Genomic DNA, 23952 nt, shown 5'->3' on the forward strand with positions numbered 1-23952 from the left:
CCAATTATTATAGTTGTTGCATTAAACTATTTTTTGAGCCCGGCACTTGAATTTCTATTGGGCTTAACTTGCGTCGCACACTTGTACGGTTGGATTTATTCTTAAACAGTGTAATACTATCTTTGCAGCGAGTAAGTCTCATTGCTGCATAAAGTATCTATCAGCACAAGTGTGCGACGCAACGGATGTTTAATGCTTTATAAAAGCCGGGCTAATAATTTTCCTTTTGTATTTATGGTGCCTTATTTACATTAATTTTTATACCCTGGCTATGGCTGCCAAAAGCAGGCGCATACATACATTCTATACTTGCAATACCTGCGGTAAAACTACCCGCCTGTGTAATAAAAACCGGATACTCAAAAATATAAGTGCCCTTATTAATATTGCTGATAAAAAAGTTGGTAGCAGCATCTTTTGTTGATTCGTAATAGCCCAATCCATCCTGCCATTTATAGCCACTTAATACATTAACCGGTTCCATGGTAGCTGCACGCATATCTTTAAGATGTAAGTACTCCATTGGCCTGTCGCAATGCAATTCAATGCGAATAATTATTTTTTGCCCAACGGTTAATTCCTGTCCATCAGTTACAGGTTGCAGCACTTTACCGCTACTGGTATTTTCTTGTATAAACAATGATCGGGAAAGGGTTAAAGGCGAAGCTGCAGGAGTTATTTTATCCAGATCTTCAAAATATTGCCAGTATACAGCACCCCAGGATGGCAGTGCGATTTTATTGTTAACCGCATTTTTTGCACTACTGGTAGTAACAGTAATATTACCCATACCAGCCGTTACGGCATTGCCACTGATACGTGTTTTGATATAGCCGGTACCAGCCTGCGCATTGGATATATTTACAAGTTGGTTGTTTAAAGATATTTGCACCATGGTGTTATTAGTGATGGCTTTTGCAGTGTCTAGTAACAGGCTGTAACAGGCGTCTGCTGTGGCTTTGGTGGTTTCCCAATTATTGGTTTGCTTGTTTAATATTAGCCAGGTGCACATATTATTTGCATCAGTAGTTAGTTTACTGTTTTTTTGTTGCGCTGCCATTTCGCTTACAAGTTGAATAAGCAATGCCTGTTGCTCAATAGGATGCTGATACCAGTAATACCCGGCTTTACTGTTTTTCCAATACATGCCTTTTATACTGTCTGTTACTGCATTTTCTAAAATGGAAGGCAATATGTTTTTTTCGGTAAAAATTTGCTGACCTGTTTTGTTTAATGCCAATGCAATCATGGCCTTTAGATAAGTATTTTGAACATTCCAGTATAGTTTAGCCTGACGGGTATAATAATTTTGTGCGTTTGTAATACCCTCATTTGCTTTAATATTGGCAAAGTAACTGCGCATGTATAAATACTGTATTTGCAACATACCCAAATGGTTGTTATTGGCATCTTTTGCAGTTATGAAATGTTTGTCATTTTCAATTGCCAAATCTGCATAGTGAATACCTTTTGTAATAATGCTTTGCAATAATCCATCAGTAGTATTATCAATAGCGCCAAGTGCTTTTAATTTGCCGATACCGGTTAATATGTATTGTGTAATATACCTGTCTTCATAACCACCACTAAACCAGGGGAATGCTCCATTTTCCAACTGCATTTGCTGCAATTGTTGTAATGCTTTTGCAGAGGAAGCACTCATGTTTAATACATCAAATAGTAGGGCAATATTTTGTTGTTGCTGTGTTTCGGTGGCAGCATCTAATACCCATGGCGTTTCCTCCAGCAGAATTTGTTTTAGTTCAGGATTTAAGGCAAGATTAGATTGCAGCGACTGATGAGTTGTGTCGTTTTTCCATTGTGCAAAAACGGATTTAATCCTGGGGAATCTGGCTACAATATAGGCAGCCAGCGTATTGGCATAAAAACGGTTAAATGTTTGTTCGGCACAATCCTGTGGGTATTCCATTAAATAGGGCAAAGCCTTTATGGCAAACCAAACGGGGTCTGGTGTATATTCAACAGTAAGGCTTTCGTTGGTTAAACTGGCAGAATTATTTTGCAGCAGTTTGGTAAAGTTGAATGTTTTTGAACCATTACCATGCATTAACAAAGGCAGGCTTTCTGTTACCAATATTCGGTTTGATAATAAAGGCAAAGTGTTTTCTTCACCATCAGAATAATTGCCAGCCTGTGCAATAATTTTAATGGTTAATGGATTCGGATAAGTAAATGGAATACTAACTGGAAATGTAACCTGAGTACTTTTACCGGCCTCAGCAGTAAAATATTGATTAGGAAAAACGTTTTGAAACAGACCATCTACAGCTTCATTGGTAACGGCATCTATCAATTGCAGGTAAGCCTGACCGGTTAGGCTGCTATCGCTGATATTACTGATTTTAGCAGATAATTCTATCTGGTCTCCCTCCCTTAAAAAGCGGGGCAAATTGGGTTGCACCATCAATGTTTTTTGGGTGGTAATGGTTTGTTGTGCATAACCAAATGCGAGCTCTTTGGTATAAGCGAAACTCATCCATTTCCATTGTGTTAATGCATCAGGCATAGTAAAACCAAACTGGTAATTGCCATCTGCATCAGCCATTAATTGTGGTAGGAAGAACGCTGTTTCATTAAAATTTTTACGGGCTTGTATATTGGGCGGAGTTGCTGCTGATGTACCGTATGCCTGACCAGCTCCTGATTTCGTTTCTTCGTCTTTTATTATTTGTGGCGGAGTAAATTTCTTATCCCCTACTTTATTGTATGCCATTGCTTCTGGCATCATCACATCACTTTTGTCTCCTGCTTGAGTGATGTACCCCATCCTTGTCTGGTCATAACCATATTGCCAAAGCACATCTCCACTGGTAACCAATTCATCATAGCTACTATAACCACTTTCTATGCTGGTTGGCAGCTCATTTTCTTCACCGCTTTTTGTACCAAAAGCATTGCGGCCATTAAATTCGTTTCGGGTGCTATAAGTTTCCCAAATATTGGGGGTAACCCATTTGTGTGGGATGAATTGGTCTAAAGAAGCGTCATACATGGTGGTTAATAATTCAGCAACCACTTTTTTCTCGTTATGGCCTTTTACAGTAAGCGACCATTGCTCCTTACTGCCAGGTTCGGTTTTATTTCTAAAACTACCATACGCTATGGTTAGTTCTTTGTCGATATATGGAATGTTCACATCCATACCCCCGGTATAAAACCGATTATGTTTTACAAATGCATAATAAACACCAAGCCCATTTCTATCGGCTTCACCAGCCAATAACTCAATTTTTTTCTTGCTGTCAGTTAGGCTATAAAACGAATAATTATCGGCTCTGTTGGGGTTTGAAGCCTGTCCTTTTATTTGCTGAATTACAAATACATCCTTCTCGTTTGTCCCTATCATTAATGCAGCTTTTTCACCGGGTTGTACGGTATTGTTTATAACCGTATTCCAGTTAGGCTGAGGGGAAGGCAAATTGTTGCTTTCCTTTGTAAATACCTGTATGTATTGCACATTTTTTATCTTATTGCCATCCTTATCAATTGTGCTGGCTTCAATACAATACCAACCTTGCTTTAAAATACCTGGTTGAATGATAAAATTTTGAGCATCGCCAGTATTCAAGCTATCAATTATGATTGGGTTTTCAACAGTCCATGTATGGTAATCGCTTTCTGCTTCATATTCATCATAGGGGAAATATGTTGTAAAACTGGCTTTATCCAAACTAAATACATCCGGTCTTTCCCATAACCGTTTTCTATATAATTGTGTGGGCACAGTTAAAGGTGATATACTAATAATTACGTTTGCTGGCACCAACTGTCCGGCAATATTCTCTGTACGCACCGTTATTGCCTTAAAAATTGCAGCATCAACCACGTCTGGCACCTGCAGTTGCAATTGCATAGATGTATACCCAACTGAAATAACACTGCTGGTTTCATGGGTTTCTCCACTGATATCGGTTACAGTAATATCGATAGTAAAATCAAATACAGGATCGTTGCTTTTATCAGTGGTAACATCTGGCAATGCAGTAATTGCTATTGCAAAACGTCCGTCATCATTTGTTGTAACTACTCCTTCGGCTATTTCCTGTTCATTAGAACCGGGCTCAGCCATTTTCCAAAACATCCAGGGATACAGGAACCTGGTATTTCTCTTTATATTATAAGTTACTGTGGCTCCACCTAAAGGCTGACCAGCAAAAGCCTTTGCAAATCCGGTAAGTTGTATGATTTCATTTAAACGATAGCTGCTTTTTAGTGTATCTATTGCAATATAAAATGCCGGGCGTTTATATGCCTCTACCTGCACACTTGCAAGGCTGTTAAACAAATTAGTAGTTATGCTAAAACTGCCCGTTAATACCTGTTTTGGCAATTGAAAGGAGCCGGTAAAAGAACCAAAATCATTTAGCTTTACCTTAAGAGAATCTATCAACTGGTTATTTACATCTTTTAATTCTACCATAATACTGTCCTTAAAATCCGATAATCTGGCGCCAGTGGCATTGGGCTCCTTATAAATACCAATTCCTTTAAAAAGAATGGTTTGCCCGGGGCGGTAAATGCTTCTATCAGTAAAAATATGAATGGTAGTATTTAGTTCTATAGCATTTACAGCTGGCGGGGCGCTGCTAGTATTATTAAATGATCCATAATAATTGCTGTTTTGCAATACTAAAGAATCGTTGCCCTGTTTAAAAACAAGTGAAATATTTCCTTCATTTTTAAAATCAATATTTCTTAAAGAAAAATAGCCATGCATATCTGTTGCCAAATGGCCAGCATTGGCAATTATATAAGCACTCTTTGTATAATCATATCGTTGAATGGCAAATTGTATTGTTGCATCTTTAATTGGCGCTCCGGTTTCCCTGTTTAAAACAAAATAATCAGCGCCATTATTAATAAAACTGATATTACTAACATCAAAACTTTGCACTACCAGTTTATCATTTTGCGTATCAAAACGGTCACTGCCTGCTGCCAATATAAAATAGCTACCTGCACCCAACCCATCAATTTTTATTTCGGTAGCATGCTCCTGATAATCATTGGTGGCAGGTAAAGCCTGCGAGAGGGTTTTTATTGCAGGTACAGCAGTGATGGCTTCCCAGTAGCCATCTTCCCACCGTTTCATTTTGATAGTTTTTAATTCGGCTGCATTAATAATTCTAATATTGATATTAGTTATATTCCGGTATTTTACCAGCATGCGAAAAGGTTGGTCAGGCACATTTATACTTTCAACCGTGGTGGATAACTGTTGTTCCTTAATACTAAATAGCAAGTGCTGCATATTTAAAACACCCATACTGTCAGCATCCTTTTGTTGTAATTGTTTCCCTGCAATACCTATCGCCTTTAAATAATCGTAGCGATAACTGGTATCCCCAAACGGCGTATACAATTTTGCCTGGTCGGCATATTGTTTGGCCAGTAAATACCATGCATTAATGGTAAATTTATCATTGGGAAAGCTGGTTGTAATATCTTCCAGTGCTTTTGTATATAGTACTTTTTTATTTTCAAAAATTCCGTGTTCATTTACCCATTCAATTCGTTCCAGATTTATATCAATAAAAGCAGCAGGATCATTATCACGGGCATGAAACCGCATCAGTTGTTGAAAAAGTTGTAATGACAATAACAAGTTAGAACTGCTATCTTTTGAAATAAAACGGGCATCCATAAATATTGCTGCACTGCCCAATGCCGCAGAATCCTTTATGGTAAATGCATAAGCAGGCTTGGTGATATAATTGTTCTCATCTTTGTAATACTGAAGGGCAACATGTGCCAATAAATCGTATAAAGTAGGCCTCAGGTTAGATCTGTTACCTTTATAAATAATTGGTGCATACGCATCAGTTTTTATTTGCTGTAATAAGGTTACAGGCTCCAGCGCCTTTGCATATAATTTGTTAATGGCTCTATTTAAATCATCAGGGCTCCAGGTGCTAATATCGTTTTTAATTGTAGCAACAGTGGTACTTCTGTCAAACGACTGCCATCGCAATTCGTTGGTATAAATATTTGCCAGCATTATTTGCAATACACTTTTTTGGGCTATATTTTTGGTGCTGTTAATTTCATTTTGAAGCAGTTTTACTGTGGCATTCGCGTCTTCATCTGTAACCTTTTCCTGCAGACTAATTATATAAATTAAGGCTTTTAGCACCTGCGCATCAAGCCCTCTTTTTTTGGCATCTGTATAAATAATTTTTACTTTTTGCAAGGCTGTTTTAGGCAGGCTTTTCTGTACAATCAGTGTGTCAATTATCTTCCATTCTTTGGTATAATTTATATCTTTCATCTGTGCAACTGATATTAGGTAAAAAGCTATGGTACAAAGGGTAAATAATACTATCTTTTTCATGAACCGGTGTTTGATGATACAAAATAAACAATTAATCTACAGATGCAGGAATAACTATTTTACATATTGACTATGGTTTGTTAAATCTTTTACCAGCAGGTGTTACCGGCTGTATATTATTGTGCAGCTGCTGTTGTGTCACTCACTTGTACGTTTATAACAATAGGCAACATTAGTAACAACACTTTTATTGATTGTATCATACTTTAAACAGGCATTTGGGTTAATACCTACAGCCCGGTTTAAATACAGCAGTACAAGTGTGCGACGCAAGTAAAGCCTCATATACATTCATTTGCCTGGCCCATAAAAATGCAAAAGGGCCGCGGAGAACCACAGCCCGTAATGCACAAACGAGAAATATTCCAGGTTGACTAATCAACTATATTACCAGTTGCTAAAGCGTATACCCACAGCATAGGGATATTGCTCTAAACCGGTTTGGTGTAACCTGTTTAAACTATAACTGCCATATACCCTTATTGGTCCAAGCCCCAATTCGGTAACAGCGGCAAGGCGAAATGGTTCTAAATCAAAATCACCCTTGGTTTTATCCTTGCCTCTTTCGCTGCTTATTTGTTTATTACGGCTACCTACTTTATATCCCGCACTAACACCGGCACTAATGCTGAAGCCTTTTCTTTTAGACGGGGTTGCATCAATATTAAGCATTAATGGCACGGTTGCATAGCCAACATATAATTTGTTTTTAGAAAAATCAACATCATCTCTTATTATAGATGCAGGGCTTTTAACATAGCTGATATTATTCTCGTAACGATAATTGTACATTTCCATGCCAAGACCATATTTAAGGTTAAGCACATGTTTGGAGATGTTTACTTTTTGCATAAATAACCACAAATTGGCATTGGTTGATTTGCCGGTTCTTATTGACAAATCGCTTTTGGTAAAAGGTGCGCCGGCTCCGGCATTTAAATAACTATTTGCTTCAGCTGAGCCATATACTGTTTTATCACGCAGGTTCGCAAATCCCAGGTCGAATATAAGCCAGTTGGTACTTACATTCGATCTTTTACGTTCTTTATTATTGGTTACATTAAGCGATCCTACATTAATATCAATGTATACATTCTTTTTCCCGTTGCTGCCCGTATCTGTTCCCTGCCTGTCTTTTTTAACAATAATAAAATTGCCTACTTTAATGGTATCGGGCCCATTATTTAAAATGGTAGTATCTGTTTGGGCAAAAGCATTGGCCGTAAACAACAGGATTGCTGCTGTGTAAAAAATCCGTTTCATATTTGTTTGATTGTAAATTGTTGTACTAATTTTTGTTTATTTCAAAGTTGGCAACCTGCAGTTTGCCTTGTTCGTTGGCGGCTACAGCAGATTTGTTTTTGCCTGCAAAAATGCCGCCTACTTTTTTTATTACGCCGCGTAATTTGTTTTTATTAATGTTTAGGTTTCCTACGTATAAAGATGCATCATTATCGTCGTTGGTATTTAGTTCCCGGTAAGCCGCAGGCTGTGTTACAGCTGCCAAAACCTGTTCCTGTGTATTTGCCGGTACCGGCAATACATTTGTTTCTTCCTTAGCAATGGTGGGTATATATGTTTCTACATTAACTTCTTTAACCCCGTTGTTGGTTTGTGGTAAAAGGTTGTTGTCATTATTGGTTTGGGCAACAGTTTTATCATTATTTGTCTGTATGGGTATGGGCTGTTTGCGTTGCTCAACGGGCTTTGTAATAATATTGGCAACAGCTGTTTTTGGCACCTCCACAGGTGCAGTTATTGCGGGAGATTTTGTACTGGCCACCGGCTGCTGCTGTTTTAAGTTATTTGCCGGAGTAAGAGCTACTACATTTGCTGGTGCAATATCGGTGGTTCCGGGAACCATCCACCATATCACAATTGCAAGGCCTGCAATGGCAGCTGCTACCGCCAACCTCATCCAACCAATAGGTATAACCCTTCTTTCTTCCTTTTTGTAAAGGCTGTCTTTGCCGGTAAATTCAATAATTTCTGCCGGCAAAACCAATTCCCTAAGTAAAGTAAAATTTACCTGTAATGCCGGATGCTGTAATACAAATGTTTCTACTTCCGCTTTTGATTTGGCATCCAGTTCATTATCTATATAAAGTAAAAAATACGATTCGTAGTTGTCCATTGTAATTGTTTCACCGGTTTTATATAAACCAGATTTATCCATTAACATGGCTTCATTATCTATGCTCAGCACGGTTTGTTGTAAAATCTCCAGTTCCTGTTTCAAATCAGGGTTATCCTGCACAAATAATTCTACTGCCTTGCGCTGGTCGGGCGTAAGCTCTGCATCTGCATACAGTAAAAAATATTCTTCGTAATTATGTCGGTTAATCATTGTGTTCTAATTAAAAATGGCTGTTACTAAATGCCTGTTTGGCTACATCACGTTTTCCGGACTAACCAGGTAATTGCGCAAGGTTAGTCTGGCCCTGTGCAGATATACTTTCACCTGTGCCGCATTTAAGCCGGTAATTTGTCCAATTTCTTCATAACTATATCCTTCATAGTCTTTTAACATTACCAGGCTCTTCTGCACCTCATTTAATCTGTTTAGTGCTTCCTGCAGCGATTGCCTTAGGTTGGTTACCGGTTGACGGGTGCTTCTCCCATCTTCCTTTAATTCATCCGTTAATTGCACCCTCTTGCTTTTTCTCAAATGATCTATCATCTGGTTATAGGCCACCGTAAACAGGTAAGATTTGCATTTTGCATATTCCACCATATCCCGGTTGCGCCAGAGTTTTTCAAACGCTGTTTGAACAATATCCTTCGCATCATCCTCATGCCGTAAATTCTTTACGATGAAGCGAAACACGTTGTCAGCGTATTGATTCACACATTGGTTATATTCCCTTTCCGTCATAAGCTGTATTTCTTGGTCTGTGCATTGAAAGTACACCTGTTATACGTTGCAGCATTTTTAAAGTTACAGGGTAGGCAAAATATTTCTACAATTGGCCTTATTCATTTTTATACCTCTTTTATTAGCCCTGCAATATCATTTCATAGCATCGCCGCTTGCGTCGCACTCTTGTACTTATGGGGCAATGGTCGGCAAGGCAATGCTATAGCTATTAAAAAAGGGGCAATAAACTACAAATCTGGTCTGTTTTTGCCTTTTTAGCCCCAAAATCATCATTCTTTAACGGCAATACTGGCATTACTTAAAAAAAAAATAACTAAACCAGCAATTGCAAACTTTGAAATACCTAAACCCTTACCTTTGCGCCAAATTTTAAAACCTTTCTATATATGGCCTCAAAAGGTAAAATCAAACAAATTATCGGCGCGGTGGTTGACGTGCAATTCCATGAAGGCAACCTCCCGGAGATTTATAACGCATTGGAACTGAGGAGAGATAACGGTGATAAATTGGTTCTGGAAGTACAGCAACACCTCGGTGAGGATAGCGTTCGTACCATCGCCATGGACGGTACAGAAGGTCTTGTACGTGGCATGGATGTAACAGATACCGGCAAAGCAATTGCAATGCCTACCGGAGATGCTATTTATGGTCGCTTATTTAATGTAACCGGAGATGCAATCGATGGTTTACCTCAGGTAAGCAAAGAAAATGGCCGTCCTATTCACGCCATGCCTCCTTTATTTGAGAACCTGAGTACATCTACAGAAATCTTATTTACCGGTATTAAAGTAATTGACCTGATTGAGCCATACGCAAAAGGTGGTAAAATTGGTTTGTTTGGTGGTGCTGGTGTGGGTAAAACCGTATTGATTCAGGAATTGATTAACAATATCGCCAAAGGTTATGGTGGTTTATCCGTATTTGCCGGTGTGGGTGAACGTACCCGTGAGGGAAACGATCTGTTGCGTGAAATGATTGAAGCTGGTATCATGAACTATGGTGACAACTTTAAACATAGCATGGAAGAAGGCGGTTGGGATTTGAGTAAAGTAGACTTGGAAGGTTTAAAAGATTCTAAAGCTACTTTCGTATTTGGTCAAATGAACGAACCTCCCGGAGCCCGTGCACGTGTGGCGTTATCTGGTTTAACTATTGCAGAATACTTCCGCGATGGTGATGGTACCGGTAAAGGAAAAGACATTTTGTTCTTCGTAGATAATATCTTCCGTTTCACTCAAGCTGGTTCTGAGGTATCTGCCCTGTTAGGTCGTATGCCTTCAGCGGTGGGTTACCAACCTACCCTGGCTACAGAAATGGGTTTAATGCAAGAGCGTATCACTTCAACTAAAAATGGTTCAATTACCTCTGTACAAGCGGTATATGTACCTGCGGATGACTTGACTGACCCTGCTCCTGCCACCACATTTGCTCACCTGGATGCTACTACGGTATTAAGCCGTAAAATATCCGACTTAGGTATTTATCCTGCGGTTGACCCATTGGATTCTACCAGTCGTATTTTGTCTCCATTGATTGTAGGCGACGAGCATTACGATTGTGCTAACCGTGTTAAGTTAATTTTACAGCGCTATAAAGAATTGCAGGATATCATCGCCATTCTTGGTATGGACGAGTTGAGCGATGAAGATAAATTAACTGTATCAAGGGCACGCCGTGTTCAGCGTTTCCTAAGCCAGCCATTCTTTGTGGCTGAGCAGTTTACCGGTTTAAAAGGTGTTTTTGTTGATATCAGCGATACCATCAAAGGCTTTAACATGATTATGGATGGCGAAGTAGATCAATATCCTGAAGCTGCTTTTAACCTGGTAGGTACTATTGATGACGCAATTGAAAAAGGTAAGAAATTGCTGGCTCAGGCAAATGGTTAGTACCCCTTTGCAGCTAAACAAATTTCTTTTCATCCACCTGAAAATGTATATATAAATGACTTTAGAAATATTAACACCAGAAAAAAAAGTATACAGCGGCAATGTTTATGGCGTTCAATTACCCGGTATTACCGGTTTATTTGAAGTGCTTGATAAACATGCGCCAATGGTAACTGCACTTACAAAAGGCAATCTTAAAATTCTGGTTGATAAAAGCACAGTTGAAAATTATACTATACAGGCTGGGTTTGTTGAAATTTTAAACAATAAAGCCACTGTACTGGTAGAAGGTGCTACTATATAGCTATCTTTATAATATCGTTCAAAAGCAGGTGTTGTACACCTGCTTTTTTTATGTAGTTATGTGTGGACTTTTATAAATGTAACTTTTTTATGAGCCAGGCTAATGGCCTGCAAACCAGGCTTTACTTGCGTCGCACTCTTGTACGGCAGCAAATGGGGCAACAAAGATTTTACCCACTGTTTATGGCTTTACAAATGGATTGGCACCTGTATTTGAAATAATCAATACCCAAAAAAAAACTGCTGCCTGTGGGTATAAACGTACAAGTGAGTGACACAACGGATGCATCATGCTTATTCTACAGCCGGCTACCCACAACTAACTAAACAAAGTGCCTGCAGCCAAATTATTACCCGGCTTTTTGCCTAAATGTTCATAAGCCTTAATGGTGGCTTCGCGGCCACGGGGGGTTCTTTGCAAAAAGCCTTCCTGTATTAAAAATGGCTCATATACTTCTTCCAATGTGCCAGGTTCTTCGCCAACAGCGGTGGCAATGGTGGTTAAACCCACCGGCCCGCCCTTAAATTTCTCTATAATGGCAGAAAGAATGCGGTTATCCATTTCATCCAAACCATGCTCATCCACATTTAAAGCACGCAGGGCATGTTGGGTAATGCCAAGGTCAATTTGGCCGTCATTAAGTACTTGAGCAAAATCCCGTACCCTGCGTAACAGTCCATTGGCAATACGTGGTGTACCACGGCTGCGGCGGGCAATTTCACCAGCCGCATCAGAGCTAATAGGTGTTTGAAAAATGGCTGCACTACGCTGGATAATTTTTTTAAGTACATCGGCTGTATAATATTCCAACCTTGATTTAATACCAAAACGGGATAATAAGGGTGCAGTTAATAAACCACTGCGTGTAGTAGCGCCAATTAGCGTAAAGGGATTTAAATTTATTTGTATACTGCGGGCATTGGGGCCGCTATCAATCATGATATCTATACGGTAATCTTCCATGGCCGCATACAGATATTCTTCCACAACGGTGCTAAGCCGGTGAATTTCATCAATAAACAAAACATCGTTGGGCTGCAGATTTGTAAGTAAACCTGCCAGGTCGCCCGGTTTTTCAATTACCGGACCACTGGTTTCTTTTATTGTTACCCCCAGTTCATTAGCCACAATACGGGATAAAGTAGTTTTACCCAAACCCGGCGGACCATGAAACAACACATGATCCAGTGCTTCACCACGAATTTTAGCCGCCTTAATAAATATGAGCAGGTTTTCTACCAGCTGCGGCTGGCCTGAAAAATCATCCAGCTCCTGTGGACGGATGGCATTCTCAAATTCCTTTTCGGCAGAAGTGAGTTCAGATTTCTCGGTATGTAAATTGGGATTACTCATGATAGATTACAATTCTGCGCTTTATTAGCTAAAGATATAGCAGCAATGACACTGATTACTTTTTAATTAATATAATTCCAGCTACAATCAATGCAGCACCGGCCAATTTTTCGAGGGTAATTGTTTTTACCGCCGAGCCAAATAAACCGTAATGATCTATAAGTAAGGAAATAAATATTTGTCCGCTTACCACCAGCGCAAAGGTAAGCGCCACGCCTTGTTCCTGATTAACCCAGGTAATAAAGCCCACGAAAATAGCCCCAATTACACCTCCCATCCATAAATACCATGGGCCGGTGGCAGTAGGCTTTAACTGCATTAAAGCTGTACTATTGGTGCCCAGATTTAGCAGGGTAAGGCATATCATGCCAACACCAAAACTCATTAGCGAACCCATAAGCGGCCCGCCTACCTGCCTGCCCAGCCGGGTATTTAATACTGCCTGTACAGGTATAATTGTACCCACAAAAAAGGTAAGCACCATCAATATGTATTTCATGCCTTATTTTTTGGAAAGTTAAAAAAATAAAAATATTTGTATATACAAATAAAAACATTCTATCTTTGACATCTCAAAAAAACAAAAGCACCTGGTGCTATTAATGAAAACCTCAGAAAGCAGATATTGTAAGTGTATGTATTTTTCAGCCAATGCTCTGGCCCGAAAAATAGAAAAACTCGCAGTTGACAGCTGGAAGATGATTGATTTATCGCCCAGCCACGCTTATTTACTGATGGCCGTTATTAGTGAACCGGGTATACAGCCAGGCGGACTGGCAGATGAGCTACAACTTACACCCAGCACCATTACCCGGCTTATTGAAAAACTGGAAGAAAAAAAATTAGTGGTACGTACCACAGATGGTAAACTTACCAATGTGTACCCAACACCAAAAGCAAAAGAGCTGCAACCAAAAATGAAAGAATGCTCAGCCAGATTTTACGAAAACTATGCCGGCATATTGGGCAGGGAAGAAAGTTATAAGCTGGTAGAAAGCATTAACAAACTGGCAGATAAACTATAATATATTTTTTTAACACAACATTTGTATATACAAATATAATTCCTCTAAAAGAGCAATAGTTAAAAACAATTTTCCACATATAAATTAAACACAATGAAATTCGTCATCACAGGTTCTTTGGGCAACATTAGCAAACCACTTTCACTAGCCCTTATCAATGCAGGTCACCAGGTTACTATCGTAACGTCAAAATCAGCTAATGCTGCTGCCATTGAAGCATTGGGCGCTACAGCTGCTGTAGGTTCAGTGGAAGATGTAGATTTTTTAACTGCCACTTTTAGCGGTGCAGATGCAGTGTACACCATGATTCCGCCAAAATGGGATGCTGCAGACTGGAAAGCCTATATAGGCGGTATCGGTGCCAATTATACAGCAGCTATAGCCGCATCAGGGGTAAAAAAAGTGGTTAACCTAAGTAGCATAGGTGCCCACTTACCCGAAGGCTGTGGCCCGGTAACAGGTTTATATCGTGCTGAGCAGTCGCTAAACACCCTTACAGATGTGGCCATCAGGCACCTGCGCCCTGCTTATTTTTTTACCAATCTTTTTGCCAATATTGGTTTAATAAAACACCTCAATGTTATCGGCAGTAATTTTGGCGAGCAACCCATTGCGCTAGTACATCCTACAGATATTGCCGCTGTTGCAGCCGAAGAATTACTTTCCCTTTCCTTTACCGGACATAGTGTAAATTATATTGTTGGCGATGAAAGAACCGGCAACGAAATTGCCTCTGTATTGGGTACAGCTATTGGCCAGCCCGATTTACCATGGGTTGTTTTCTCAGATGAACAATCACTGCAAGGTGCCATTGGTGCAGGACTTTCTCACGAAGTAGCCAGTAACTATACCGAAATGGGTACTGCCATGCGTTCAGGCGCTATGAGCGAAGATTTTCTACAAAACCGCAATGCATTAACCAGCACCAAACTCGAGGACTTTGCACCTGCTTTTGCCGCCGCATTTCATGCATAGCAAAACAATATTATATGCCCGGCTGTAGTACAGTCATGCAGCATCCTTGCGTCGCACACTTGTACTGCACCAAATAAATGCAGCAAAAACAACAATAAGCAGCAACACAATGAAAGCAATTGTTTTAACTGAAAAAGGTTCGTTTGATAATGTAGTAGTTTCAGAAATAGAAAAACCCATTATTGGCGATCATGAAATATTGGTAAAAATCCAGTCGGCCGGCGTTAACCCGGTCGACTGGAAAGCTGCCCTAAACGGGTACTTCCCTACCCCATTAATATTGGGCAGTGATATTGCCGGCACCATAGAAGCCGTTGGAAAAGCCGTTGCCACCTACACCGTTGGAGATGAAATTATTGGCTCGTTAGACTGGAGCAAACAAAGTGCTTTTGCAGAATATGTTGCCACCAGGGAAAAGTACATTACCCGTAAGCCAAACAATATATCATTAACAGATGCGGCGGCTATTCCGTTGGCGGCACTAACCGCCTGGCAAGCGCTGTTTGATCATGCGGATATACAACCTGGTCAAAGAATTGTAATACATGCAGCCGCAGGTGGTGTTGGCTTATTTGCACTACAATTTGCCAAATGGAAAGGTGCCCATGTAATTGCAACAGCATCGTCCCGCAATAGTGCTTTTTTACTGGCACTTGGTGCAGATGAAGTAATAGATTACACACTGTACCCGCTTTCACAAAAAGTAAAAAATGTTGATGCTGTGTTAGACAGTATTGCCACTCCTGAAGTTCAGCTGGAATCTTTTAAAGCCTTAAAACAGGGAGGCAAATATGTGTCTATTACCGCACCACCAAGAGAAGAATTACTAAAAGATTTTAATATCAGTGCAGTAAGGTTTCTTTTCCATTCAAATCCTGTACAACTGTCGCAAATTGTTGCCTTACTGGAGCAGGGTATTGTACAACTATTTATTGAAAAAAGGTTTCCCCTAAAAGAAGCCAAAGAAGCACTGGCTTATGTGCACAAGGGAAGAACAAGAGGTAAAGTAGTTCTGGTAAATGAAGGGTAAGCACAGGCATAATTGCAGTAATAAACTCACGCATTCTTTGCTTAGCTATTGATGCAGTACAAGTGTGCGACGCAAGTATGCCCAATAGTACTGCCTTAGCCCGGCTAATAATTTTATAACACCAAATAACAAAAACACTTACTTATGAAAATTGGAATTATTGGCTCCGGAATTGTGGGCCAAACACTAGCAAAGGCGTTTTCCAGCGAAGGCCATACCGTAATGCTGGGCACCCGCAATATTGCAAAGAAGGAAGTGGTTGATTTTAATATGGCCAACCCACAAATAGCCATTGGCGATTTTGCTACAACGGCAGCCTTTGGCGAAGTGCTGGTACTGGCAACAGGCGGTGCCGTAACACTGGAAGCCATTACATTGTCAGGCACAGTAAATTTTGCCAACAAAGTGGTAATAGATACTACCAATCCCATAGCAGCTGCACCGCCTGTAGATGGCGTATTGCAATACTTTACAGGCCCCAATGAATCGTTGATGGAACGCATTCAACAACATATTCCCGATGCATGGGTAGTAAAAGCATTTAACAGCGTAGGCAATGCCGCATTTTATAAACCAGCTTTTACTGAAGGCACACCCACCATGTTTATAGCAGGCAATAGCGATACTGCAAAAGCAACCGTTACAACCATACTTGCAGCATTTGGATGGGATACGGCAGACATGGGCAAAGCTGCCGCTGCAAGGGCCATAGAACCATTGTGTATGCTCTGGTGTATTGATGGATTTGTAAAAAACGACTGGTATCACGCATTTAAAATATTACGTAAATAAAAAATAAAATAACACATATGTCAACAAAAATTGCACTGGTAACAGGTGCCAATAAAGGAATAGGTTTAGCCACTGCAGAGCAACTGGCACAGGCAGGCGTAAAGGTTTTTGCAGCATCAAGAAATGAAGCAAAAGGCAAGGCAGCTGTAGCCACTTTATCAGAAAAGGGATTGGATGTAACCTATATAAAACTGGATGTAAACAGTCAGGCAGATATTGATGCAGTATATGAATTTTTCAACAGCAATTATGGCAGGTTGGATATACTGGTAAACAATGCCGGCATTCAAATAGAAAGCGATAATTGGGGCGAAAACACAGCTACCGATATTTCTGCACCAGCTCTACGCGAAACCTTCGACACCAATTTTTTTAGTGTGGTAAGCCTTACCAATACCTTGCTGCCCTTACTTAAAAAAAGCAGTGCCGGCCGCATAGTAAACCTTAGCAGCATTTTAGGTTCATTGCATTTGCATGCTACACCGGGTTCGCCCATTTATGATTCAAAACTATTTGCCTATAATGCCTCTAAAACTGCATTAAATGCTTATACCATACACCTGGCACACGCCCTAAAAAATACCAATATACAGGTAAATGCAGCGCATCCGGGTTGGGTAAAAACTGATCTTGGCAGCAATGCGGCACCTATGAGTATTGCAGACGGTGCTAAAACATCTGTAGCGTTGGCCCTTGCCGGCGAAGAAGGCAGCACTGGTAAATACATTCACCTGGGCGCTGAATTACCCTGGTAATAACCAAACAATTTGTAAGTTTTTCTGTAATACAACGTAGTAATAAATATGAACACAATTATTGCAAACCCAACAGATACAAGAAATAGAATTGATGTTGCCTATATCAATAAAAGCATCGATTACGAAGAATACAGAAGATTAATAGACGCATTAATTATGGTAGGCCGTTCAACTGCCACGCACGAATCAGAAAGCTTGGTGGAATACAGTAAACTGAATGTGGTGCGCATGAAAAGATTAGACAAAACCATAGAATTGATACCGGAAGCAGTAGAATATGTGAAGAGAATATCTGCGCCGCAAACCTGGATAGTGATTACAGAAGGTTGGTGTGGCGATGCGGCGCAGATTATTCCGGTATTACATCATATGGCAGCAATAAATCCCAACATACGTTTACGGTTTTTGCTGCGGGATGATAATCTGCCATTAATGGACCAATATTTAACCAATGGCAAAAGTCGCAGTATTCCTATTGTAATTGTGCTTAATCAAAACAACGAAGAGTTGTTTCATTTTGGGCCAAGGCCACAGGCGTTGCAGGAGCTTTTTTATCAATTAAAAGCCAATGCCATAGACAATAACAGTATCAAGGAAGAAATGCATCGCTGGTATGCCAAAGATAAAACGGTAACCACGCAGCAGGAGTTCTTACAACTGTTACTTGAAAATGAATAAATAATAAAAGAGCATTGATTTTTTCAATGCTCTTTTTATATACCCGGCAATAGTATTGTTATTAGGCATACTTGCGTCGCACACTTGTACTGCAACAAAACATGCAGCTATAAACAGCCGATTGCAGTTTACAACAAACAATACAGTAACAAAGGCAATCTTTTTAATAGCGTAAGTTTGCAACAATAAAAACACAACTATGAAATATAAATTATTAGGCAGGTCGGGATTAAAAGTTTCTGAACTATGCTTAGGCACCATGGGCTTTGGCACCGAGGCCGGATGGGGCGCCACCAAAGAACAAAGCTTCGAAATAATGGAAGCATATGCCAATGCGGGTGGTAATTTTTTAGACACTGCCAACATTTACAAGCTGGGCACCAGTGAAAAAATTATTGGTGAATTTATGCACCCCCGTGACCGTGATTATTTTGTACTGGCCACCAAGTACTCGCTACTGGATAATAAAACCAATCCCAATGCCAGTGGCAATAACAGAAAAAATATGATGCGCAGTGTGGAGCAAAGTCTGCAACGCCTGCAAACAGATTTTATTGATGTACTATACCTGCACATTTGGGATAACCTTACACCCATTGACGAAGTGTTGCGTGGCCTTGATGATTTGGTACGCAATGGCATGGTAAACTATATTGCCATTAGCGATACACCGGCCTGGGTAGTTGCAAAAGGCAATACATTGGCCGAACTAATGGGATGGAGCCAGTTTATTGCATTACAGGTAGAATACAGTTTATTACAACGCACACCCGAAAGAGAATTAATACCTATGGCCCAACATTTTGGTATGACACTTACCCCATGGGCACCACTGGCAGGCGGTGCATTAACAGGCAAATACCTGCGTGGCGATTTTGGTCGTATTAAAGAAGGCAGTAACCGCTTAAATGAGCGCAGCCAATCTATTACCAAAGAAGTGGTTGCCATTGCCGAAGAATTGGGTGTACAGGCTTCGCATGTAGCTTTAAAATGGACCATGCAGCAGCCCTTTCAAAGCATACCTATTGTGGGTGCCACCAAGTTAAGTCAGCTACAGGAAAACCTAAAAACCATTGATGTAACGCTTACACCCGAACATATGCAGCGCCTTGATGAGGTAAGTGCTATACCATTGGGTTTTCCGGGAGACTTTTTTAAGGAGGAAGGGGTGCGACTAAATAATTTTGGCGGATTTTATGACAAAATAGAAAAAAGATAAATTGTATAATTCGTATAATAAAATGCTCCTGATACAGGGGCATTTTTGTTTTAACCCACTTGTAGAAAGGATAGTAATGGCAAAAAAATACCCGGACTTTAAAAAAGCCCGGGCGGGTGTACAAAAGGTTAGTAACGGCGTTACTTAAGCAGACCTACAGGGGTTGGGGTTAAAACCAGCACAAATGTAGATATCCCATTTTTCCTGTACAAGGTGATTTATCACGCATTTTTTCGCGTGATAAATCACACCCTGCGTGATTTATCACGCGAAAACCGGGTTTTAACCTGATTTGCAGTGGCTTATATATGCTATCATTTTACTTTCGTGAAAAATATTGGCTATGAATATTTTAGATTTTATAAAAACTACTGAAGAAACCACCCAACCGGCAGGGTTAACAGTGCACCTGGCAGCACTTTGGCAGGATGCAAAAGGCGATTGGCAGGCTGCACATAGTTTGATAGACCAGTTAACAGATACCACATCGGCATGGGTACATGCTTATCTGCACCGTAAAGAAGGGGATAACAGCAATGCCCGTTACTGGTATAACCGTGCAGGCAAACCTTTCCCTTCTATTAGTTTACAGGAAGAATGGACTGTGATAGCCACGGCCTTATTGGCAAAACGCTAATGCCGCCACAAAGGAGGAACCCTGAACCGAGCGTGGCAAGTAAAGCCTGATATTTATTCTACTGTTGGTAACATAAAAAAAGAGCCGTTATTTACTAACGACTCTTTCTGCTAACAGATAGTTTATTAATTAGCATTGGGCGTGCTGTCTGTATTCTTTTTATCCTGCAACATTTGCAATAACTGCAAACCCATAAGACCACTTAAAGAACCATCAGATCCATTGTTACCGCTTACAATTAAATCGGGTATAATTTTAATATTACCCTTACCAATTTCTTCGGTAATCTTAAACTTGGTAAAGTTATCGCCACCCATTGCACGTACCTGCAATTCGTAGGCTTCGGCGGTAGACTTACCAATGGCCATAATTTTCTCTGCTTCGGCCAAACCGGTTTTAGCAATTTGTTCAGCTTGTGCGCTGGCATTTAGTTTTGTAGCATCGGCTTGTGCACCGGCCCTTGCACGGGTAGCTTCTGCCTCGGCACTGGCACGCATTTTTGTGGCTTCTGCTTCGGCGTTTACATTTAGTTTTAAACTGGTGGCATCACCTTCTGCTTTTTTAACAGTAGCATCGGCAGTGCGTTGTGCAATTTCTACGCTTTGCTGTGCTTTTACTATTTCTTTCTGCATATCGGCAATAGCGGTTTCCTTTTCCATACCCTGGCGTTTTTCCTGCGCCATTCTTTGGGTTTCGTAGGTTTTTTCTTCTTCCTGGGCAATCTTCCTGTTGGTTAAGGTTTTCATTAATGCTTCAGGAGGCACTATGTCGCCAATAAGCGTGTCAACCGCGTTTACGTTATAATCATCCAATACTGCTTTAATATGCTCTTTAGCAGCAGTCTGACGCTCTTTACGGGTGGTTAAGAAACTAATTACATCGCTGTCCTGTGCACTATTACGGAAATAGTTACCAATAGTAGGTTCCAATACCTGCGATACCAGGTTACCCATACTACCAAAACGGGCAATCACTTTTGGTGCTTCGTTGGCGGGTATATGTATAATCTGCGCTACATCCAGGTTAAAAGGGAAACCGTCTTTTGAACGCACGGTAATGGTAGACAGATTTTTATCCAGGTTATGCGATTCACTTCTGGCATTGGCCCAGTTTAATACCAGGTTGGTGGTAGGCACCAGTTCTACCTTCATGGTATATTTATTAATGGGGTATTTACCGGGGCCCAGGGGCTCCATCCATACACCACGGAAACCTTTACTTACAATATTACCGTGTTTAAAACTATCGCCGGTTACGTCCACCCCATCTTCACCAATATAACTGATTACTACGCCTACGTGGCCAATAGGTACATCGGTCATGGGGTTTTCTTCAATTTGTACTGCCCATGGGTTTATATAATAGCTACCGGCCAATATAACCTGTGGTTGTAAACCACGGCAACCGCCATTGTTCATAAAAGTGTCGATATCCTGGAAGTTATTGTGCCCGTCTACATTATTACCGGCAATTTTACCTTGAGGAATGGGCTGACCATCCAGTGATGTAATGATACCCACCATGTTTTCATTAATAATGATTTGGTCGGCAATGGTTACATCAAATAAAAAGCTGTTGATACGGTAAGAACCGGCGGTAATATAAGCGGTTTGTCTACCACGCTGGCCGCCATTATCCAGGAATTTTTGCGCATCCTGATAATTATCGCTGTCAACCTTACGTGCCAGAATTCTACCGGTAGGTATTTCTGCACCATCCTTACTAAGTACCAGTCCAATCTTGCCTTCGGGTATTACAGTAAAGGGTATCATGTCTACCCCATACTGCCAAGGCCACATACCCCAGTACAAACCCGGCGCAAGTGTTTTAGCTTGAAAACCCGCTTCACCCTTAGTAGCAATAATACGTCCATCAGGTAATTCGCGGTTAGCACCAAATAACACGAATTTTTTGGTGGCCAATCCAATTCTGTTCTCTGGTACTATTACCATACCAAAGAAAACACGCAGAATAAACTTGTAAAACAATAAGAATAATAATACAATAAAAATCCACCAATAGGAGGATAAAATGCCTGAAATGTCCATAGTTGTTTTGTTTAATGGTTGTTGAAATAAATGTTGGTTGTTATTGGCTTTTATTAGAAAGTTGTTGCTTTTAAGTGGCTGTATATTTTATCAGCCAAGCTACTAAATACGCCAGCTTCCGCAAAATGCCAATAATATGTTGCTGTTAAATGTGTATAAATTGTTTACCATAAAAGTGGATGAATTAGCATCTCGGCAATACTGTTACCCATACCACTGGCAGGTGCAGGTATTTTTTTATGTTGTTTATGCGAAACAGTGGTGATAACAGCTGCATGGCTGTTATGGTGCAACAGCGCATACATTGTTATTGCTGCCAGTATAATCACCAATAATATTGGTTTCATGTTGTTGTTTAATTACAGTTGGTGTAGGGGCATACTGGTAAGGTAAAGGCAACAGTACAATATACTGATTAGCCAATTTTACAATATGCCCAAACGAAAAATGCAAAAAAGAATGCTGAAATAATTACCGGAAAAAGTTCTGCTGTTTAAGTGCGGAAATTTATCTGCGGGGTGGTTTAACTCTTTGCCTGCAACGTGCCAAGAGAAACTCGAGTATGTGGTTCATAACTGGTGGAGACTGGCTCCTGTTTGTTTTGGAATTGTAAAGATACTATCAACGGCAGGGATTAACGAAGATAATCCATGACCAATGGGACTGGCGGTTTCACCAATGGTAAAGTATGCTTGATGAGTGGTAACCGGAAACAAATAAGTGTACCTGTAAGTATATAAACAACTTATCTATCGGCCAATACCCTTTTAAACCGCTGTACATCTGCCAGGGGATTAATAGGCAACTGGTGTAATAAGTGCTGGGTAAGTTCATGGGCAAAAAATGGTGCCAGCGAACAACCCTTGGTACCCATACCATTTAAAATGCCCAATAATGGCTGGTGCGGATGCAGTCCCACAAAAGGCCGGCGCTCAATATTGGCGGGCCGCTCAGCAGCCAAATGATCGGTAATGGTATAAGGTATGCGCAGCCAATAGTTTAATTGCTCTTCCACCTTTTTTCTAAAAGCGACGGTAGGCAAAACATCTTCATAATCCCATACATAGTTCGATCCTATCCAGAAAAGTCCATCCTTCCATGGAACAATGGTGATGCCTTGCTTATACAATTGGGTACGGGGTAAACCGGGTATATCTGCAATAATGGCTTCGCCTTTGGTGCGTACATAGGGCAATTTATTAAACCAGGGCAGGTTAAAGCCGGCAACCCCATCGCAACAAATTATTTTAGCGGCGCTAAAATCCTTATACTGCACTTCTTCTGCTGCGGTATTAAAAACCAGCTCCCCATGGTTAAATGTTTCTTCCAGTAAAAGCTGGTGTTGTTGCAAATACAATCTCCAATTGGCCAGCATGGCTTGCAGGTGCAATATCAATGCAGGTTGTATTTTGCCAATGCCATAATTGTATCTAAAAAAGTGTTGCCAGCTGGCATCTTCCTCCTTATCGGGCAGGTGCAAATAGGTGGGTTCCTGTGGCAGCCGCTCAGCAAAAGCCTGTTGCATTTGGGGTGTTGGGTGAAAATCCAATATGCTGCTTTCCTCTACCAGCGTGGTGTTTATCTGCTGCCCCAATTGTGTATAAGCGTCTATAGCAAAAGGCAACAAATCTTCAATCATCCAGGTACGTACAATGCGGCGACCGGTAACGGGATTAATAATACCACTGGCCACCTTGGTAGCGGTAAAGGGCTGTGGCGCATCTATCACCAGAACAGATTTGCCGGCTTTTAATAAGTTCCAGCTTAAAAATGTACCGCAAAGGCCCTGACCAACAATAATATAATCTACCCGCATGCTGCAAAGAAACTACAGCCAGCCGAGGCAACAAAAAACTAATTATTGGCCCGGCAGTAGCGCCAGTGGCAACTTTACTTGCGTCGCACTATTGTACGGTTGGATACTTTATTCGGCAATTATTGGCGGGCAAATTATAGCAACTAACATTGGGTAGGTGCCTACCAAAAAAATGGTACTATGGATATTACCCACACT

Annotated in this window: 19 protein-coding genes; 10 read left to right on the forward strand and 9 right to left on the reverse strand. The window is 40.6% G+C overall.

The window, feature by feature from the left end; genetic code table 11:
• Positions 1 to 232: 232 nt before the first annotated feature.
• The 4 genes from GD597_RS15120 to GD597_RS15135 form a co-directional block, all read right to left on the reverse strand.
• Positions 233 to 6352, reverse strand: coding sequence for an alpha-2-macroglobulin family protein (locus GD597_RS15120; RefSeq protein WP_171608720.1), 6120 nt, complete (start codon positions 6350 to 6352; stop codon positions 233 to 235).
• Between the two features lie 387 nt (positions 6353 to 6739).
• The gene (locus GD597_RS15125) at positions 6740 to 7615 is read right to left on the reverse strand and encodes an outer membrane beta-barrel protein (protein WP_171608721.1); all 876 of its coding nucleotides are present in this window, start codon (positions 7613 to 7615) and stop codon (positions 6740 to 6742) included.
• A gap of 25 nt (positions 7616 to 7640) precedes the next feature.
• Positions 7641 to 8699 (reverse strand): anti-sigma factor family protein, encoded by a 1059-nt coding sequence (locus tag GD597_RS15130; protein WP_171608722.1) that lies wholly within the window; start codon positions 8697 to 8699, stop codon positions 7641 to 7643.
• Positions 8700 to 8741: 42 nt separating this feature from the next.
• Positions 8742 to 9227, reverse strand: a complete 486-nt coding sequence (locus tag GD597_RS15135; protein ID WP_171608723.1) for an RNA polymerase sigma factor — start codon at positions 9225 to 9227, stop codon at positions 8742 to 8744.
• Between the two features lie 389 nt (positions 9228 to 9616).
• Here GD597_RS15135 and atpD point away from each other — a divergent pair, with 389 nt between their 5' ends.
• On the forward strand, positions 9617 to 11119 hold the full coding sequence (atpD, locus tag GD597_RS15140) for a F0F1 ATP synthase subunit beta (RefSeq protein WP_171608724.1): 1503 nt from the start codon (positions 9617 to 9619) through the stop codon (positions 11117 to 11119).
• Between the two features lie 55 nt (positions 11120 to 11174).
• Positions 11175 to 11423 (forward strand): ATP synthase F1 subunit epsilon, encoded by a 249-nt coding sequence (gene atpC / locus GD597_RS15145; protein ID WP_171608725.1) that lies wholly within the window; start codon positions 11175 to 11177, stop codon positions 11421 to 11423.
• A 318-nt stretch (positions 11424 to 11741) separates the two neighbouring features.
• On the opposite strand, the gene ruvB is transcribed toward atpC, so the two are convergent.
• Positions 11742 to 12776 (reverse strand): Holliday junction branch migration DNA helicase RuvB, encoded by a 1035-nt coding sequence (ruvB, locus tag GD597_RS15150; RefSeq protein ID WP_171608726.1) that lies wholly within the window; start codon positions 12774 to 12776, stop codon positions 11742 to 11744.
• A 55-nt stretch (positions 12777 to 12831) separates the two neighbouring features.
• Positions 12832 to 13275 carry a DMT family transporter gene (locus tag GD597_RS15155; RefSeq protein WP_171608727.1) on the reverse strand — a complete coding sequence of 148 codons (444 nt, stop codon included), beginning with the start codon at positions 13273 to 13275 and terminating at the stop codon, positions 12832 to 12834.
• A 103-nt stretch (positions 13276 to 13378) separates the two neighbouring features.
• On the opposite strand from GD597_RS15155, the gene GD597_RS15160 reads away from it, so the two are divergent.
• From GD597_RS15160 to GD597_RS15195, 8 genes are all read left to right on the forward strand, one after another.
• Complete coding sequence (locus GD597_RS15160; RefSeq protein WP_171608728.1) at positions 13379 to 13801, forward strand: MarR family winged helix-turn-helix transcriptional regulator; 423 nt, start codon at positions 13379 to 13381, stop codon at positions 13799 to 13801.
• Positions 13802 to 13894: 93 nt separating this feature from the next.
• The gene (locus GD597_RS15165) at positions 13895 to 14776 is read left to right on the forward strand and encodes an NAD(P)H-binding protein (protein WP_171608729.1); all 882 of its coding nucleotides are present in this window, start codon (positions 13895 to 13897) and stop codon (positions 14774 to 14776) included.
• A 109-nt stretch (positions 14777 to 14885) separates the two neighbouring features.
• On the forward strand, positions 14886 to 15806 hold the full coding sequence (locus GD597_RS15170) for an NADP-dependent oxidoreductase (protein ID WP_171608730.1): 921 nt from the start codon (positions 14886 to 14888) through the stop codon (positions 15804 to 15806).
• A gap of 144 nt (positions 15807 to 15950) precedes the next feature.
• Positions 15951 to 16598: an NADPH-dependent F420 reductase gene (locus tag GD597_RS15175; protein WP_171608731.1), complete on the forward strand. Its 648-nt coding sequence runs from the start codon at positions 15951 to 15953 to the stop codon at positions 16596 to 16598.
• A gap of 17 nt (positions 16599 to 16615) precedes the next feature.
• Complete coding sequence (locus GD597_RS15180; RefSeq protein WP_171608732.1) at positions 16616 to 17353, forward strand: SDR family oxidoreductase; 738 nt, start codon at positions 16616 to 16618, stop codon at positions 17351 to 17353.
• Positions 17354 to 17401: 48 nt separating this feature from the next.
• Positions 17402 to 18034 (forward strand): thioredoxin family protein, encoded by a 633-nt coding sequence (locus GD597_RS15185; RefSeq protein ID WP_171608733.1) that lies wholly within the window; start codon positions 17402 to 17404, stop codon positions 18032 to 18034.
• Between the two features lie 199 nt (positions 18035 to 18233).
• On the forward strand, positions 18234 to 19253 hold the full coding sequence (locus tag GD597_RS15190; RefSeq protein ID WP_171608734.1) for an aldo/keto reductase: 1020 nt from the start codon (positions 18234 to 18236) through the stop codon (positions 19251 to 19253).
• Positions 19254 to 19596: 343 nt separating this feature from the next.
• The gene (locus GD597_RS15195; protein ID WP_171608735.1) at positions 19597 to 19890 is read left to right on the forward strand and encodes a hypothetical protein; all 294 of its coding nucleotides are present in this window, start codon (positions 19597 to 19599) and stop codon (positions 19888 to 19890) included.
• A gap of 125 nt (positions 19891 to 20015) precedes the next feature.
• Here the strand turns inward: GD597_RS15195 and GD597_RS15200 are convergent, their stop codons facing one another.
• From GD597_RS15200 to GD597_RS15210, 3 genes are all read right to left on the reverse strand, one after another.
• Positions 20016 to 21938, reverse strand: a complete 1923-nt coding sequence (locus GD597_RS15200; protein WP_171608736.1) for an SPFH domain-containing protein — start codon at positions 21936 to 21938, stop codon at positions 20016 to 20018.
• 164 nt (positions 21939 to 22102) lie between these two features.
• The gene (locus GD597_RS15205) at positions 22103 to 22285 is read right to left on the reverse strand and encodes a hypothetical protein (protein ID WP_171608737.1); all 183 of its coding nucleotides are present in this window, start codon (positions 22283 to 22285) and stop codon (positions 22103 to 22105) included.
• A 398-nt stretch (positions 22286 to 22683) separates the two neighbouring features.
• A complete protein-coding gene (locus GD597_RS15210; RefSeq protein ID WP_171608738.1) occupies positions 22684 to 23754 on the reverse strand; it encodes an NAD(P)/FAD-dependent oxidoreductase in 1071 nt (356 codons plus the stop codon).
• Positions 23755 to 23952 lie beyond the last annotated feature (198 nt).

It is taken from the genome of Limnovirga soli, assembly GCF_013106755.1.
Lineage (GTDB): Bacteria > Bacteroidota > Bacteroidia > Chitinophagales > Chitinophagaceae > Limnovirga > Limnovirga soli.

What these genes read in the sequence shown, in the direction of transcription:
- GD597_RS15175 (WP_171608731.1), top strand. Translation starts at nt 15,951, where the DNA reads ATGAAAATTGGAATTATTGGCTCCGGAATTGTGGGCCAAACACTAGCA.
- GD597_RS15210 (WP_171608738.1), bottom strand. Translation starts at nt 23,754, where the DNA reads ATGCGGGTAGATTATATTATTGTTGGTCAGGGCCTTTGCGGTACATTT.
- GD597_RS15200 (WP_171608736.1), bottom strand. Translation starts at nt 21,938, where the DNA reads ATGGACATTTCAGGCATTTTATCCTCCTATTGGTGGATTTTTATTGTA.
- atpC (WP_171608725.1), top strand. Translation starts at nt 11,175, where the DNA reads ATGACTTTAGAAATATTAACACCAGAAAAAAAAGTATACAGCGGCAAT.
- GD597_RS15155 (WP_171608727.1), bottom strand. Translation starts at nt 13,275, where the DNA reads ATGAAATACATATTGATGGTGCTTACCTTTTTTGTGGGTACAATTATA.
- GD597_RS15170 (WP_171608730.1), top strand. Translation starts at nt 14,886, where the DNA reads ATGAAAGCAATTGTTTTAACTGAAAAAGGTTCGTTTGATAATGTAGTA.
- GD597_RS15195 (WP_171608735.1), top strand. Translation starts at nt 19,597, where the DNA reads ATGAATATTTTAGATTTTATAAAAACTACTGAAGAAACCACCCAACCG.
- GD597_RS15190 (WP_171608734.1), top strand. Translation starts at nt 18,234, where the DNA reads ATGAAATATAAATTATTAGGCAGGTCGGGATTAAAAGTTTCTGAACTA.
- GD597_RS15160 (WP_171608728.1), top strand. Translation starts at nt 13,379, where the DNA reads ATGAAAACCTCAGAAAGCAGATATTGTAAGTGTATGTATTTTTCAGCC.
- GD597_RS15165 (WP_171608729.1), top strand. Translation starts at nt 13,895, where the DNA reads ATGAAATTCGTCATCACAGGTTCTTTGGGCAACATTAGCAAACCACTT.
- atpD (WP_171608724.1), top strand. Translation starts at nt 9,617, where the DNA reads ATGGCCTCAAAAGGTAAAATCAAACAAATTATCGGCGCGGTGGTTGAC.
- GD597_RS15130 (WP_171608722.1), bottom strand. Translation starts at nt 8,699, where the DNA reads ATGATTAACCGACATAATTACGAAGAATATTTTTTACTGTATGCAGAT.
- GD597_RS15135 (WP_171608723.1), bottom strand. Translation starts at nt 9,227, where the DNA reads ATGACGGAAAGGGAATATAACCAATGTGTGAATCAATACGCTGACAAC.
- GD597_RS15125 (WP_171608721.1), bottom strand. Translation starts at nt 7,615, where the DNA reads ATGAAACGGATTTTTTACACAGCAGCAATCCTGTTGTTTACGGCCAAT.
- GD597_RS15120 (WP_171608720.1), bottom strand. Translation starts at nt 6,352, where the DNA reads ATGAAAAAGATAGTATTATTTACCCTTTGTACCATAGCTTTTTACCTA.
- ruvB (WP_171608726.1), bottom strand. Translation starts at nt 12,776, where the DNA reads ATGAGTAATCCCAATTTACATACCGAGAAATCTGAACTCACTTCTGCC.
- GD597_RS15185 (WP_171608733.1), top strand. Translation starts at nt 17,402, where the DNA reads ATGAACACAATTATTGCAAACCCAACAGATACAAGAAATAGAATTGAT.
- GD597_RS15180 (WP_171608732.1), top strand. Translation starts at nt 16,616, where the DNA reads ATGTCAACAAAAATTGCACTGGTAACAGGTGCCAATAAAGGAATAGGT.
- GD597_RS15205 (WP_171608737.1), bottom strand. Translation starts at nt 22,285, where the DNA reads ATGAAACCAATATTATTGGTGATTATACTGGCAGCAATAACAATGTAT.